Source organism: Paenibacillus sp. DRB1-1 (assembly GCF_052119485.1).
GTDB classification, from domain to species: Bacteria; Bacillota; Bacilli; order Paenibacillales; family Paenibacillaceae; genus Paenibacillus; species Paenibacillus polymyxa_B.
In genome coordinates, this window is the sequence record NZ_JBODQH010000001.1 from 1628876 (window position 1) to 1643295 (window position 14420).

General features: G+C 47.7%; 13 protein-coding genes. 2 read left to right on the forward strand and 11 right to left on the reverse strand.

The window, feature by feature from the left end; genetic code table 11:
• Positions 1–88: 88 nt before the first annotated feature.
• A complete protein-coding gene (locus ACQW03_RS07120; RefSeq protein ID WP_441948968.1) occupies positions 89–982 on the reverse strand; it encodes a TetR/AcrR family transcriptional regulator in 894 nt (297 codons plus the stop codon).
• Positions 983–1107: 125 nt separating this feature from the next.
• Between ACQW03_RS07120 and ACQW03_RS07125 the strand changes: the two genes are divergently transcribed.
• The gene (locus ACQW03_RS07125) at positions 1108–1686 is read left to right on the forward strand and encodes a hydrolase (protein ID WP_029515795.1); all 579 of its coding nucleotides are present in this window, start codon (positions 1108–1110) and stop codon (positions 1684–1686) included.
• 725 nt (positions 1687–2411) lie between these two features.
• On the opposite strand, the gene ACQW03_RS07130 is transcribed toward ACQW03_RS07125, so the two are convergent.
• The 7 genes from ACQW03_RS07130 to purM all read right to left on the reverse strand — a co-directional run bounded on the left by ACQW03_RS07130 (position 2412) and on the right by purM (position 9318).
• Complete coding sequence (locus tag ACQW03_RS07130) at positions 2412–2867, reverse strand: DinB family protein (protein WP_076293329.1); 456 nt, start codon at positions 2865–2867, stop codon at positions 2412–2414.
• Positions 2868–3230: 363 nt separating this feature from the next.
• Positions 3231–3533, reverse strand: a complete 303-nt coding sequence (locus ACQW03_RS07135) for a transposase (RefSeq protein WP_441948971.1) — start codon at positions 3531–3533, stop codon at positions 3231–3233.
• A 75-nt stretch (positions 3534–3608) separates the two neighbouring features.
• A complete protein-coding gene (gene fabG, locus ACQW03_RS07140; protein ID WP_441948973.1) occupies positions 3609–4379 on the reverse strand; it encodes a 3-oxoacyl-ACP reductase FabG in 771 nt (256 codons plus the stop codon).
• A 268-nt stretch (positions 4380–4647) separates the two neighbouring features.
• Complete coding sequence (purD, locus tag ACQW03_RS07145; protein ID WP_441948975.1) at positions 4648–5913, reverse strand: phosphoribosylamine--glycine ligase; 1266 nt, start codon at positions 5911–5913, stop codon at positions 4648–4650.
• Between the two features lie 71 nt (positions 5914–5984).
• The gene (purH, locus tag ACQW03_RS07150; RefSeq protein ID WP_441948977.1) at positions 5985–7532 is read right to left on the reverse strand and encodes a bifunctional phosphoribosylaminoimidazolecarboxamide formyltransferase/IMP cyclohydrolase; all 1548 of its coding nucleotides are present in this window, start codon (positions 7530–7532) and stop codon (positions 5985–5987) included.
• A 131-nt stretch (positions 7533–7663) separates the two neighbouring features.
• Positions 7664–8278, reverse strand: a complete 615-nt coding sequence (gene purN / locus ACQW03_RS07155) for a phosphoribosylglycinamide formyltransferase (protein ID WP_071639564.1) — start codon at positions 8276–8278, stop codon at positions 7664–7666.
• Positions 8278–9318: a phosphoribosylformylglycinamidine cyclo-ligase gene (gene purM, locus ACQW03_RS07160; protein ID WP_441948979.1), complete on the reverse strand. Its 1041-nt coding sequence runs from the start codon at positions 9316–9318 to the stop codon at positions 8278–8280. Before purM ends, purN begins: the two co-directional genes overlap by 1 nt.
• Before the next feature lie 59 nt (positions 9319–9377).
• On the opposite strand from purM, the gene ACQW03_RS07165 reads away from it, so the two are divergent.
• The gene (locus ACQW03_RS07165) at positions 9378–9599 is read left to right on the forward strand and encodes a hypothetical protein (protein WP_441948981.1); all 222 of its coding nucleotides are present in this window, start codon (positions 9378–9380) and stop codon (positions 9597–9599) included.
• Between the two features lie 442 nt (positions 9600–10041).
• On the opposite strand, the gene purF is transcribed toward ACQW03_RS07165, so the two are convergent.
• Genes purF through purQ form a run of 3 tightly spaced genes read right to left on the reverse strand, consistent with a single transcriptional unit; the run spans position 10042 to position 14418 of the window.
• A complete protein-coding gene (purF, locus tag ACQW03_RS07170; protein ID WP_023987052.1) occupies positions 10042–11523 on the reverse strand; it encodes an amidophosphoribosyltransferase in 1482 nt (493 codons plus the stop codon).
• On the reverse strand, positions 11508–13751 hold the full coding sequence (purL, locus tag ACQW03_RS07175; protein WP_441948984.1) for a phosphoribosylformylglycinamidine synthase subunit PurL: 2244 nt from the start codon (positions 13749–13751) through the stop codon (positions 11508–11510). The genes purF and purL overlap by 16 nt, the downstream gene beginning before the upstream one ends.
• A complete protein-coding gene (gene purQ / locus ACQW03_RS07180) occupies positions 13729–14418 on the reverse strand; it encodes a phosphoribosylformylglycinamidine synthase subunit PurQ (protein ID WP_441948986.1) in 690 nt (229 codons plus the stop codon). Before purQ ends, purL begins: the two co-directional genes overlap by 23 nt.
• Positions 14419–14420 lie beyond the last annotated feature (2 nt).

Genomic DNA, 14420 nt, shown 5'->3' on the forward strand with positions numbered 1-14420 from the left:
GACGTACCTTTCTCGCGTATTGTTCTCTCCACCCCTAGAGTCTTCACTCTTGTCCCCGATGGGGTTAGATTTGATTTCACATAACAAGCTATCTCCCCCTACCTGAATAAATAATATTCCTTAACTGGATGACCTGACTTTTAAGCTCTTTCTCTCTCTCCAAAAAGTAGAGCGAAGCTTGCAGCAACGGGAAGTTCGGTTCCGCTTTACGAGTTTCGTTCTGGATAAAATGGTAAACCTCTTTCAACTCTGAACGATGTTTTGCGCCGGATGGAAGAACATTAAGGGCCGAATCCATCTCCCGGAACAGCTCGGTAAGGAACTGCTCTCTCTCCCCTTGGCGGTCCTCGAGCCCCCAGCTTAAATACCTCTCGAACGAAGCCAGTTTCAGCAGAGGCTTCAGGTTAGAGGCCATCATATGCTTAACGAGCACATTGAGCTTATCCAAAATGAACCTTGCCGTTTCCTCAAGCGATAGAGACTTTTCTTCATAAACGATCCAAAATAAGTACTCCTTCAGAATCGCACGATAGATGGAAACCAAATCCCACAGGAACGGATAAATTTCTTCGCCATAAACCTGTATCAAGCACTCTTTATGCCATCGGATGAGCCGCCCTCTAACCTTGTGTCTAAGCGGCTGGAACTTGGGATCCTGTTGGATGGGGAGCTCCGTGAATTCGACCAGAATATGCTTGTATTCCATAAAATAACGGAATCGCAGAATGATCTGCTGCAGAAACTGCTCTTCTGGCGAGAGTTCGGGAAAGCGTTTCAGTTCATTGACTTGATCAAAATAGGCGTTATGGCATTGATCAAACACCTCGCTGAAGAGGTCTTCCTTGGAAGGGAAATATTTATAGACTGATCCTTTGGCAATACCGCAATCCTCGGCAATATCCTGTATCGTCGTCGAAAGAAACCCATGTTCCTTAAAAAGCTTCATCGCCGATTTTAAAACCTCTTCCCTTGTCACACTCATAAGAAAAATCTCCCCCTTGACTATTCATGAATGATAGTACAAAATACGAAACAGGAAGTCAAATGACTATATGTTCGCGTAATTAAACATACGGTCAAATCGAAGAGATGAGGAGAACATACAGAATGGAACGATTATGGGATCCACAAAAAACAGCGTTGGTTGTTATTGACTTGCAAAAGTGGATAGGAAATCAATACGCCCCTTATTCTGCTGAGCAGGTAGTGTCTAACGCCGCAGCCTTGGCAGATACTTTCCGTGAGCAAAGCTCAATGGTTGCACTGGTCCGGGTATCTAGTAAAGATTTGAAGGATATCCCGCGTCCTAAGTTGGATTCGCCTGGACCCCCCCTGAATCTGCCTGAAGGATGGGATCAAATCGTCCCGGAAATGCGGGTCACCGAGACAGACCATATCATCACGAAGAAGCAATGGGGGGCTTTTTACGGAACGGAGCTCGACCTTCAGTTGCGCCGCCGGGGAATTGATACCATCGTCTTATGCGGCATCGCTACTGAGTTGGGCGTTGATACGACTGCGCGGGAAGCGTTTATGCATGGGTATCAGCTGATTTTGGCGATTGATGCTATGACTGGATTTTCCGAAACCGGGCATGATTACGTAAAAAATTTCATTTTTCCACGCATCGGGCGTACCCGGACAACACAGGAAATCCTCTCTGCCCTTTCAGGCAACTGTTTATAGTTGAAAAAATGACTTTCCCATTCCCCGTGTATTATTTGACCGAATACACGAAGAACGCCACAGCTTGAAACTCGCTTTGCGTTTGCTAGGAATCTCATCTGGCCATACTTAAAGGACGATTATGTGTTCTCAGGGTGCACATATTGGCTGACGGCATGGGATACGACCTGCTGCACCAAATATACAAAGTAACCGCTGAATGACATAGAGCGAACGGCTCGTCGCAATTGGTACGCGCTTCTTGTATAGCAACCAGCATGAGTTCCGCAGTGCCCAATGGGACGAGTACGCCTAGTGGCGCAGCGCTAATGCTAATAAATTTGCATAATTGCCAGTGGAATTGGTGGTGCTCTTTTAAACGGTCTTTTCCAATCATGAGCTGCGCTTTTATTGTCTTTCGTAAGGCCATACGATTTATCGAAAGCTTTAAACTATCCTGCCCGTTAGCTTAAACAAGTACCGGCAGTCTAATGTAGTGTAGTGCTTATGAAAAGTAAATAAGCCCATAACCGTATTTGGAAGCAAATGAATTTTCCAATTTATAAGGGTATGGGCTCTCTTTGATCCTAAATAAGGCAGTGTAGGTTCTTATCACTTATAAAACATCATCGTCTGCTAATATACATTATCATTTTGCTCTTATATGGTAAAAGCAATTTGTTGAGCTGTCGTACCCGTCGTTCAATGCCAATCCCATTCCGAGTAATGGTGATTATTAGGCCCTGTTAGAGCCTCGCGAACGTGATGTAATCGACTTGGACAGGCTCTGCCGATTCGATCCGAAGCGCCCGGTTGATCTGTCCCCGGTGATATTGCCCATGTAAGAGGACCTGTGACAGGATGTCCCGGACGGACGTTTGGAACGGAACCCCGCTCTGATTCGCATAGTCGATCATCTCGTCCAACTCGGATTCCTCAAGTCCTTCGATATAGACGCGATATTGCTCGGCATTTTCTTCGAACATCGTCCGGATCGCCGTCAGGTCTTCTGCTTCCTCCCACAACGAATATTGGGCGCTGCCCTTGCCCTGCAATCGGGACAGCCAGACTCGTTCCGCGACCGCGACGTGCCGAACCAGCTTAAGAAGGTCCTTGTTCTTCGTCTCACTCTCCTCGAGCGCATCCAAGATGCGTCCGTCCGCCCAGTACAAGTGGTCCATCATGCACTTGATCGTCTTCATTTCGGTTCCCCCTCTTCGTCTCATCGATTACTTGAACCTACTATTAACCGTTAGTTTAATCATTTGAATGAACTAAAACAACCTTTACACCAGCCTCATTTTTACGTTCAGCCTTGAAAAATCTTTGATACTTTAATTTCATAACTCTTCTCAGGCACTGCCTTTTAAAAAAAATCATTTGGCTAGGTCTATTTTGTTATTGTCTTTTTCGGGTTTTTAGATGCTTTAATTTTCATGGGAGTTCAATAAAAAGGAAGCTCCCGCGCCAAATATTAATTAAAGAACATACGCGGGTAGCATGTAGTGCTTTTAAAGAAGCCTTTATTTAATCCAAGCACTAAGAAAACGCTTTATTTCCTCAGTCTACAACTTTATTTTTACCTTTGCCATACCTCGTTCAACTAATCTCTTATAATAAACACGAAAACTATTTTCACTTATCTTCGGAGATATTAACAAAAGGGTCATTAGAAATAGAACCCTGTGAGTATCCCGAACGCCTTCATATGCCTGCCTGCTCTTAAATACTGATGTGCCCGAGATTTTATTTTCAGCCGCAACACCAAGATACTTTTTGAATTCTAAATATGTTGAGAAACGCTCTATGTCACCAATCGTACCGATAAAGGTACACGCCATAGATTCACTCGTGATGGGGAAAGGCATAAGTAAGCTTCTTCAATAAGCCACGTTTGCCGTTCAGCTAGGTGTGGAATGTTAAAGCCATAAATCAACTTGAAATTAAAAACCTCCAATAGAAGATTCAGGCAAGCTCTGTCCTCCGTCGATAATAATCGTTTGTCCCGTGATGAAGCCAGCCTCCTTGGAAGCAAGAAATGCAGCTGCATATCCCATTTCTTCAACAGTTCCAAACCGTTTCAATGGAATTGCTGGAAGCATGATTTCAATGTACTCTGGGGTTGTTTGAATCAATTCAGTCATTGTATTTCCGGGCATGATTGCATTGATTGTAATACCAAATGGAGCTAACTCAAGCGCTGCACTGCGAATAAAACCGAGTTGGGCAGCCTTACTAGCACCGTAATGCGACCATCCTACAAATCCTGTCACCGGCCCCGTAATCGAAGATGTTAGCACCACCCTCCCATATTCAGCTTCTTTTAAGAATGGCAGACAAGCCTGTATAGAGAATAATGCTCCACGCACATTAGTATTCATCATACTATCCCAATCTTCAGCAGCCATTTCTTCAATTGTAGCCATAGGGCCAATACCTGCATTAGCACATAACACATCAATGCCGCCAAAGGACTTCGATACTGAATGAGCCATCATTTCCATAGAGGATCGATCCGTGACGTCACCTCTAAACCCTTGTGCGTTTCCGCCGGATACTCTGATTTCGGCAGCGCATATCTCGGCCTCATCTAGATTACGAGAAATAATGGCTACTTTAGCCCCCTTTTTTGCAAAGACTTTGGCGATCCCTTTACCGATTCCCTTACTGGAACCAGTTACAATAACCGACTTGTTTTCAAATGAATTTTCCATTATCTCTTTTCCTCCTTTAATTAATTCGGCTCATTTTACTGTAGCTAATTGCGCTAAATTGATAAAAAGATTTTTATAATAATATTGATGGATTGCATTACTAGATCGATCTTTTCCTCATTATATTACCAATTCCAATTATTTATTAAAGTACTTACGTAGGTAGCATGTAGTGCTTTAAAAAGAGCCTTAACTCAATCTAAGCACTAAGTTTCTTTGAACAAAAAGAGAACCCCCTCAGAGGCTCTCTTTATCCTTTATATCGCTACTACAGCAATGCTTTTGCCGCAATATCCGTACGGTTTTGTTTACCTTCAAAAGCAATACGATCCGCCTGTTCGTAAGCTTTGTTCCGTGCCCCGGCAATATCACGTCCCAAGCCGACCACACCTAATACACGTCCGCCGTTCGTTACCCACTCACCCTGTTCGTTGATGCCTGTTCCAGCATGGAACACAATGGCTTCGTCTACCTGTTCCAATCCGTGGATAGGTACGCCTTTGGCGTAAGCTGCAGGATAACCTCCGGATGCCAGCACCACGCACACCGCCGCTTCATCCTTCCACTCAATCTCCACCTGATCCAGCGTGCCATTTACAGCAGCGAGAAATATATCGAGCAGATCGGATTTTAAACGAGGCAGAACCACTTGAGTTTCCGGATCACCGAAACGTGCATTAAACTCAATGGTCTTCGGCTTGCCGTCCGGCGAAATCATCAATCCAGCAAATAATACACCTCGGAACGGGCGCCCTTCAGCAACCATAGCCTTGGCCGTCGGCTTAATAATCGTCTCAATAGCTTCCTCAATAATGGAATTGGCTATGTGAGGCAACGGAGAATACGTACCCATGCCACCTGTATTCGGCCCTTTGTCACCATCAAAAATGGGCTTGTGGTCTTGCGCTGCAGCCATCGGACGAACCGTTTCACCGTCGACAAAGGAGAGAATCGACATTTCCTGACCAGCCAGAAATTCCTCGATCACGACCTGCGCCCCGGCTTCACCAAACACCTTGGTCACCATAATATCGGAGAGAGCCTTTTCCGCTTCCTCCATCGAGTACGCGACCGTTACCCCTTTGCCTGCCGCCAGTCCGTCTGCCTTGATGACGACTGGGATCGGTTGCTTCTTCAAGTATGCATGTGCTTCCTCGTAAGTATAAAACTTGCGATAGGTTGCTGTCGGAATATAATATTTGTGCAGCAAATCCTTCATGAAGATTTTGCTGCCTTCAATTTCCGCTGCATTTTTACGCGGTCCGAATACTGGAATGCCTTTCGCTTCAAATGCATCCACAATGCCATCTGCCAGCGGATCATCGGGGCCAACCACGACAAGTCCTACCTTTTTGGATTCCGCCAGCTCTGTCAGCGCGTCAAAGTCACTCACCGGAATCGGCACACACTCCGCTAACTGTCCGATACCAGCATTGCCTGGCGCACAATAGATTTGTCCAGCCTTGGGGCTTTTCTTCAGCGCCCATACAATTGCATGTTCGCGGCCGCCCCCTCCGATAACCAAAATATCCATTCAGGTGATTCCTCCCGCTCCCATTAAGATTGTTCAGGTGAAAATGCTGCTGCATCCTCAACTCATACAAGTTAGTGCTTGAAATGACGTACGCCTGTAAAGACCATGGCAATGCCGTATTCGTTAGCAACCTTGATGGACTCTTCGTCTTTGATGGAGCCACCCGGCTGAATAACTGCTGTGATGCCTGCTTTAGCTGCCAACTCCAACGTATCGCCCATCGGGAAAAATGCATCGGACGCCAGTACGGCACCTTTTGCTTTGTCACCGGCCTGCTCGATAGCAATCTTGGCCGCACCGACACGGTTCATTTGTCCTGCGCCTACGCCAATGGTCATATTATTTGCCGCCAGTACGATGGCGTTGGATTTCACATGCTTAACCACTTTCCAGCTAAACAAAAGCTGTTTCAGTTCTTCCTCGGATGGTGCCCGCTCCGTTACAACTGTAAGTGCATCCGAGTCTACAGCGTGAATATCATTTTGCTGAACTACCATGCCGCCTTCAATGGAAGTCACGACGAAACGGCTCTCTGCCTGTTCAGACCGGGAAAGCTCACCCAGATCAAGCAAACGAATATTTTTCTTTTTCGTTAAAATCTCCAATGCTTCTTTCGTAAAGCCCGGTGCCAGTACAATTTCCAAAAAGATTTCGCTCAGCTTATTTGCTGTATCACCGTCAATAATCCGGTTAGCTGCTACGATGCCGCCAAAAATCGAGGTTGGATCAGCTGCATACGCCTTGCTATACGCTTCATAAATACTGCCGCCAATTCCCACACCGCAAGGATTCATATGCTTAACTGCTACTACTGTAGGTTCGCTGAATTCTTTGACAATTTGCAAAGCGGCATTAGCATCATTGATGTTATTGTAAGATAGCTCTTTGCCGTGAAGTTGCTTCGCTGTTGTCAGTGTACCCTTTGCCGCCAATGGCTCACGGTAAAATGCCGCCTGCTGATGCGGATTTTCGCCATAACGTAAATCCTGAATTTTTTCATAGGTTACGGTGTATCGCTCAGGCAACGGCTCACCTGTCACATTCGACAAATAATCGGATATCAAAGCGTCGTATGACGCCGTATGACGGAAAACTTTTGCGGCCAAACGCTTGCGGGTATTCAGTTCCGTATCGCCATCCTTACGGATTTCCTCCAACACTGTGCTATAGTCATCAGCATCGACTACTACACTGACAAAAGCATGATTTTTTGCCGCAGAACGCAGCATCGTTGGACCGCCGATGTCGATATTTTCAATCGCGTCCTCATAAGTTACACCGGGTTTGGCTATCGTTTCCGCAAAAGGATACAGATTCACAACGACCAGATCTATATAACCCAATCCAAGTTCTTTCATCTGACGCTGATGCTCTTCATTATCCCGAACAGCCAGCAAGCCGCTGTGTACCGCAGGGTGGAGTGTTTTAACACGTCCATCCATAATTTCAGGAAAACCCGTTACCTCTGAAATGCCGATGACGGGAATTCCCTCCTTCGACAACAAGCTGCTCGTTCCCCCTGTCGAAACGATCTCCACACCCAATTTGGACAACTCGCGGCAAAATTCCACGATCCCCCGCTTATCCGATACGCTGACGAGCGCTCTTTTAATACTCACCCTGTCTCCTCCTTTAGCTCTTTCAGAAATTTTGCAAAATTCTCTTTTATCATTTTATTTCCCGAGAAATATCGGAAAATGCCTGTACAGCATCCTTGATATGACAATGATATGACAAATTACAATCATTCTTAGAGAAGTGAAATCACTTTGCGACCATTTAATTGGATTTTGCCTTGGGCCAATTTTCCAACTACCTCTGGATATAGCTGACGTTCCACGGATTGAATGGCTGCGGATAAAGATTCCGCTGTATCATGGTCGTCAACTTCCACGACACGCTGGGCAATAATGGCACCCGTATCCATGCCCCCGTCCACAAAATGAACGGTGACGCCACTTACCTTGACCCCATAGGTCAATGCCTGTCCAACAGCATCTTTCCCTGGAAATGCCGGAAGTAGTGACGGATGAATATTAATGATTTTTCCTGCGTAAGCATCGACCATGACGCTGGATAGCAAACGCATGTAGCCAGCTAACACGATGAGATCAATCGATTTCTGCTCCAGTAAAGTCACCAGTTCACGCTCATAGTCTTCTCGAGAAGGATATTCCGTGGGTCGAAAAGTATGGCACGCAATTCCAGCTTTCTGTGCTCTAGCTACGGCAGGAGCCGCAGGCTTGTCGCAGATGAGCAGTTCTACCGAGGCGCCGCCCAGTTCTCCTCGTGCAGCCGCATCCACCAATGACTGAAAATTCGTCCCCTCGCCTGATGCAAAAACAGCAATCCGGTACTCGTTCATTACACCTCGGCTCCCGTAAAGGTCACGATAGAACTGCCTTCCGTTACTTTTCCGATCACATATGCGGCTTCGCCCTGTTCCTTCAGAACTTCGAGTGCAGTCTGTGCATGTTCTTCGCTTATAACGATTACCATTCCAATTCCCATATTAAAGGTTGTGAACATGTCTTTGTTGGAGATTGCGCCTTTTTCCTGCATGAGCTGGAAGATTGGCAAAATCGGCCAAGTGCCGTGTTCTATATCCACATTGACGTGATCCGGTAACACTCTAGGTATATTTTCAATAAAACCGCCACCTGTGATATGCGCCATGCCTTTTACTTTTACCTTGTCCAGCAATGCCAAAACGGATTTCACGTAAATTTTCGTTGGCTCCAGCAGTACATCGCCCAGTTTGCCGTTCAAGCCTTCGATTTCATCATGCAAATCATAGCCCTGCTGTTCTAATAACAGTTTGCGAACGAGTGAGAAGCCGTTACTGTGAACTCCACTGGAGGCCAGTCCAATAACGGTATCTCCAGGAGTAATCGAGCTACCGTTAATGATTTTGCTTTTATCTACAATCCCTACCGTGAATCCGGCAATATCATATTCACCCTCGCTGTACATCCCTGGCATTTCTGCGGTTTCACCGCCTACCAGCGCACAGCCCGATTGATGGCAACCCTCTGCGATTCCAGCGACTATAGCTTCAATTTTCTCGGGCACAACCTTGTCACAAGCAAGGTAATCCAGAAAAAAGAGTGGCTCCGCGCCCCCGACGATAATGTCGTTTACACACATCGCAACCGCGTCAATACCAATGGTGTCATGACGATCCATTGCGAAAGCAAGCTTCAGCTTCGTGCCAACACCATCGGTACCGGAAACGAGTACAGGCTCCTCGTACTTATCCTTATTCAGGCCGAACAACGCACCGAATCCGCCCAAGTCCGTCAGCACTTCGGGACGGAAGGTACGTTTAACGTGCTTTTTCATCCGTTCTACTGCTTCATTACCGGCAGCGATATCTACCCCTGCGTTTTTGTATGCTTCGGACATTCATGAACACTCCTTCAAATGATTGACCCTCCTAAGTCCTCCCTAAAAGGGAGGATTCCATGGGGCTGCTCCCCCTGGACCCCTCAAGAGTCGGTCAGATGTGTAAGGTTGGGTGCTGCTTGGTGGTGGTTCGTGCTGTGAGTCGCGTGTTGTCCTTTGTATTTGTGGGCATAGCCCACAAATACAAAGGACACGCTTTAGTGCGTGGCGGCCTATTCAGTGGCGGCGGGCACGTCCCTGGCTGTTTGCTTCGCAAAGGCGGGGACGTGCCGGGCAAATAAGTGAGCGGCGCCAACAAGCGGCTTACTATTTGACCTGAGGCAGGCAGCTTCGCTCTGCCTGGTGTCGAACTTCACTTCGCTGGCTCAACCTTATAAGAGCAGGGTGACTTTTTATGAGTCACTGCCCCTTTAAAAACTCATGGCATGAAATAGTTATGCCATGAGTTTTTAACTGCCTTACCTATCCTCTTACCCGTGGGAACAAAAGAGGTACAGGCACTGCTGCAAAATGCTGCACACCTGAGGAACGCAGCGGGTGGAAGGATTCTGGAGAAGCGAAGCATTCGCCTTTGCCGCTGGATTCTAACCCTGTAAGGGTTATTCCAATCCAAGAATCCAGCGGCAACAGCGATCGTAGGAACCTTCCACACGCGGAGTGGCCCCGTCAAAACCGCCATCCCCATTCCTGCCATGACTACTGCGCCTCTTTTGTTCCCTTTTCTCAACAACTACATCCGAACTTTTCTTCACCTTTGAAATCTACCTGAGTCGGGTAATCATTATCGAAACAGGCTAGGCACAAGCCGCCTTTGTAATCCTGTTCGTTATATCCGCCTACAGCGGCAATCAAACCCTCGGCGCTCATAAAGTAAAGCGAATCGGCGTTAATTTCCTCACGAATTTCCTCGACAGTTTTGGACGAAGCAATCAGTTCCCGGCGATCCGGCGTGTCGATGCCATAGAAGCACGGGTTTTTAAAAGGCGGTGAGGTAATACGTACATGTACTTCCAACGCGCCCGCATCCCGCAGCATATTCACGATTCGACGGGACGTGGTGCCCCGTACGATAGAGTCGTCGATCATAATGACTCGTTTACCTTCAACAACACGGCGTACAGCGCTCAGCTTCATTTTCACACCCTGCTCGCGTAGCTCCTGACTCGGCTGAATGAAGGTACGTCCAGTGTATTTATTTTTAATCATACCCAGCTCATAAGGAATACCTGTCTGCTCTGCATAACCAATCGCAGCCGAAATACTGGAATCCGGCACTCCCGTCACCAGATCCGCATCGACAAAAGCTTCCAGCGCCATCTGGCTCCCCATTCTTTTGCGTGCAGCATGAAGATTAGAACCATTCAAATCACTGTCAGGACGGGCAAAATAAATATATTCCATCGCGCACAGTGCTTTACGATGCTTGCCTTCACTGTAACGGTCTTCGTGCAGACCATTTTTGTCCAATACCAACAGTTCACCCGGCTCGATATCGCGCAACAGCTCTGCCCCAATCGTTTCCAAAGCACAGGTTTCGGAAGCAAACAAATATGCATCACCTAATCTGCCCATCGTCAACGGACGCAAACCATTGGGATCAGAAGCGACCAGCAGTTTATCATTGGTCATAATGAGAAAAGCAAATCCGCCGACGATACGCTTCAATGCATCTTTGGCGGCCTCCACCAAATCCTTGGACGATCGTGCGATCAAATGCGCCACTACTTCTGTATCGCTGGTCGTTTGAAAAATAGACCCGCCCTGCTCTAGCTCATGCCGGATTTGCAAAGCATTCACGATATTTCCGTTCGTCGCTACCGCTAGATCCCCATCACGATACTTAAACACCAAAGGCTGTGCATTCGTTAGCTTACTATCTCCACTTGTCGAGTAGCGCACATGTCCTATGGCAATATCGCCTGTCAGCGAAGCCATCAAATCTTTATTGAATACTTCTTTTACAAGCCCCATTCCACGATGATAATGGAACTCGTCGCCACTGCTCACACAGATGCCCGCACTTTCCTCCCCGCGATGCTGGAGTGCATGCAATCCGTAATATGCTAGGGAAGCGGCATCGGAGTGTCTGTATACTCCAAACACGCCGCATTCCTCTTTTAATTTATCAAACAGCCCCTCTTTACCAGAGCCTTCATTATAATAATCTCCAGTCCACAACGTCCGTGCTGTTATTTCATCAGACATGGAATGACATCCTCCCAGATTTGCTTCAAACTGGCGACTGCCTCGTTTAAAGCGGGTTGTCCGTTCACCTCAATTGTCAATTGTGTTCCTTCAACTTTTCCTAATACGGTAACTGGCACTTCCAAACCACGCAGATGTGCTTCCAGAGCAGACGCTTTATCCGGCGATGCAGATAACAAAATACGGGATTGGGTTTCGCTAAACAATGCATGGTCAGGACGCAAGCTCGTTTCTACGTTGACCTGTGCTCCCAATCCGCCGCTAATCCCGGATTCTGCAAGCGCTACAGCCAATCCGCCCTCTGCCAAATCATGCGCAGATTGTACCAATCCGGTCTGAATCGCTCCCAGTACCGCAGTCAGCAGTTTTTTCTCTACGTTCAAATCCAGCTCAGGCGGGCGTCCCTCGGATACACCGTGTACGACAGCTTGGAACTCACTGCCTCCCAGCTCGGCCTTCGTTTCCCCCACTAGGAAAATTACATCACCTTCGGCTTTGAAGCCTTGTGTCGTAATATGGTCTGTATCATGAACCAGTCCTACCATACCGACAACAGGCGTCGGATAGATGGAGCCTTTGGCATTTTCATTGTACAAGCTGACATTGCCCCCGATAACAGGTGTATCCAGTACACGGCAAGCTTCTGCCATACCGTCCACGGCTTTTTCCATTTGCCAGAAAATATCCGGCTTTTCAGGGTTACCGAAGTTCAGGTTATCCGTAATCGCCAACGGCTCGCCGCCGGAGCATACAATGTTACGCGCTGCTTCGCTGACTGCAATCCGTCCGCCTACCTCTGGATCAAGGTATACATAACGTCCGTTACAATCTGTCGTCATGGCGAGCCCCTTACGAGTTCCACGCACAGTCACAACAGCTGCATCCGATCCCGGACGAACGGCTGTACTCGTGCGAACCATGTAGTCATACTGCTCGTATACCCATTTTTTACTGGCTACACTTGGTGAAGACAGCACCTTTTTCAACGCACCGTTCAAATCCGTCACTTCAGCGTAACGAAGTGTGTCAATCGCAGCATTTTGTTCATAATAAGCAGGGACTTCGGAAGGCTTGTCATAAATCGGACACTCGTCAACCAGCGCCGTCACTGGCATATCTCCGACCACTTCATTGTGATGGAACAAACGCAAACGACCGTCATCCGTCACTTTACCGACCTTGGCACAAATAACGCCCCAGCGATCGAAAATTTCCAGTGCCTGTGCTTCATCCTTAGGCTCTACTACGAACAGCATCCGTTCCTGTGATTCGGACAGCATCATTTCATAAGGTGTCATGCCCTCTTCACGCTGCGGTACCTGATCCAGATACAGCTCCAGGCCGTTGCCAGCCTTACTCGCCATCTCCGCGCTGGAGCAGGTAAGCCCCGCGGCACCCATATCCTGAATACCCAGCACAATACCGCTGTCGATCAGTTCCAGACAGGATTCCATAACCAGCTTCTCCATAAAAGGATCGCCTACTTGAACCGCAGTCCGGTTCGCTTCAGATTCTTCTGTCAGCTCAACCGATGCGAATGTCGCTCCGTGAATCCCATCACGACCTGTCGGCGGGCCCACATAGAACACCGGGTTACCGACCCCTTTAGCAACACCACGCTGGATTTTATCATGGTCAATCAGTCCGACACACATTGCATTAACGAGCGGATTGCCTTCGTAGCTTTCATCAAATACAACCTCGCCACCTACAGTCGGAATACCGATACAGTTCCCGTATCCCGCAATACCAGACACCACATGCTCGAACAAATATTTCACACGGTCGCTCTCCAGCTTGCCAAAACGCAGAGAGTTCAACACCGCAACTGGTCTTGCACCCATGGAGAAAATATCACGGATGATACCGCCTACCCCAGTCGCTGCCCCTTGAAAAGGCTCCACAGCCGACGGATGGTTATGGCTTTCGATTTTAAATACAACCGCTTGGTTGTCACCGATATCTACAATGCCTGCGCCCTCACCGGGTCCCATCAGAACTCGCGGACCGCTCGTTGGAAAACGACGCAGCAGCGGCTTGGAGTTTTTATAAGCACAATGCTCTGACCACATGACACTAAATACGCCAATCTCCGTATAATTGGGCTGACGTCCCATGAATTCACAGATCAACGCATATTCACTGTCCGATACACCCATCTGCTGATACAGTTTATGTTCGGCAACCTGCTCTGCCGTCGGTTCCTTAGCGGACACTTGCTGCGCCATGTCGATCCCTCCAAGCGTTCAAAATAGATGTAAACATACGTTTGCCGTCATCTGTTCCAAGCAATGCGTCCACCGCGCGTTCCGGGTGGGGCATCATGCCCAGCACATTACCTTGCTCATTACAAATCCCTGCAATATCCGTCACGGAACCATTAGGATTATCTTTATACTTAAATACAATCTGATTGTTCGCCTGCAAACGAGCCAGCGTCTCATCATCACAGTAATAGTTGCCTTCGCCGTGGGCGATCGGAATGACGATCTCTTCACCAGCAGCGTAATCTTTTGTAAAAGGTATTTGGTTATTCGCAACCTGCAACACCGTATCCCGGCATAGGAATTTCATCGACAGATTACGGCGTAAAGCCCCTGGCAGCAGCCCAGCTTCGGTCAGAATTTGAAAACCGTTGCAAATCCCCAAAATATATTTGCCCTCGGCAGCCGCTTTGGCAACTTCCTTCATCACCGGAGCAAACCGGGAAATCGCGCCGCAACGCAGGTAATCCCCGTAGGAGAAGCCTCCTGGAACAAGAATACAATCATAAGGCGACAGATCCGTCGCAGTATGCCAAACATAATCGACAGGTTCACCGACCGTGTCCTCTACCGCCTTATAGCAGTCAATATCACAGTTGGAGCCCGGAAAAACCAGAACTGCAAATTTCATGG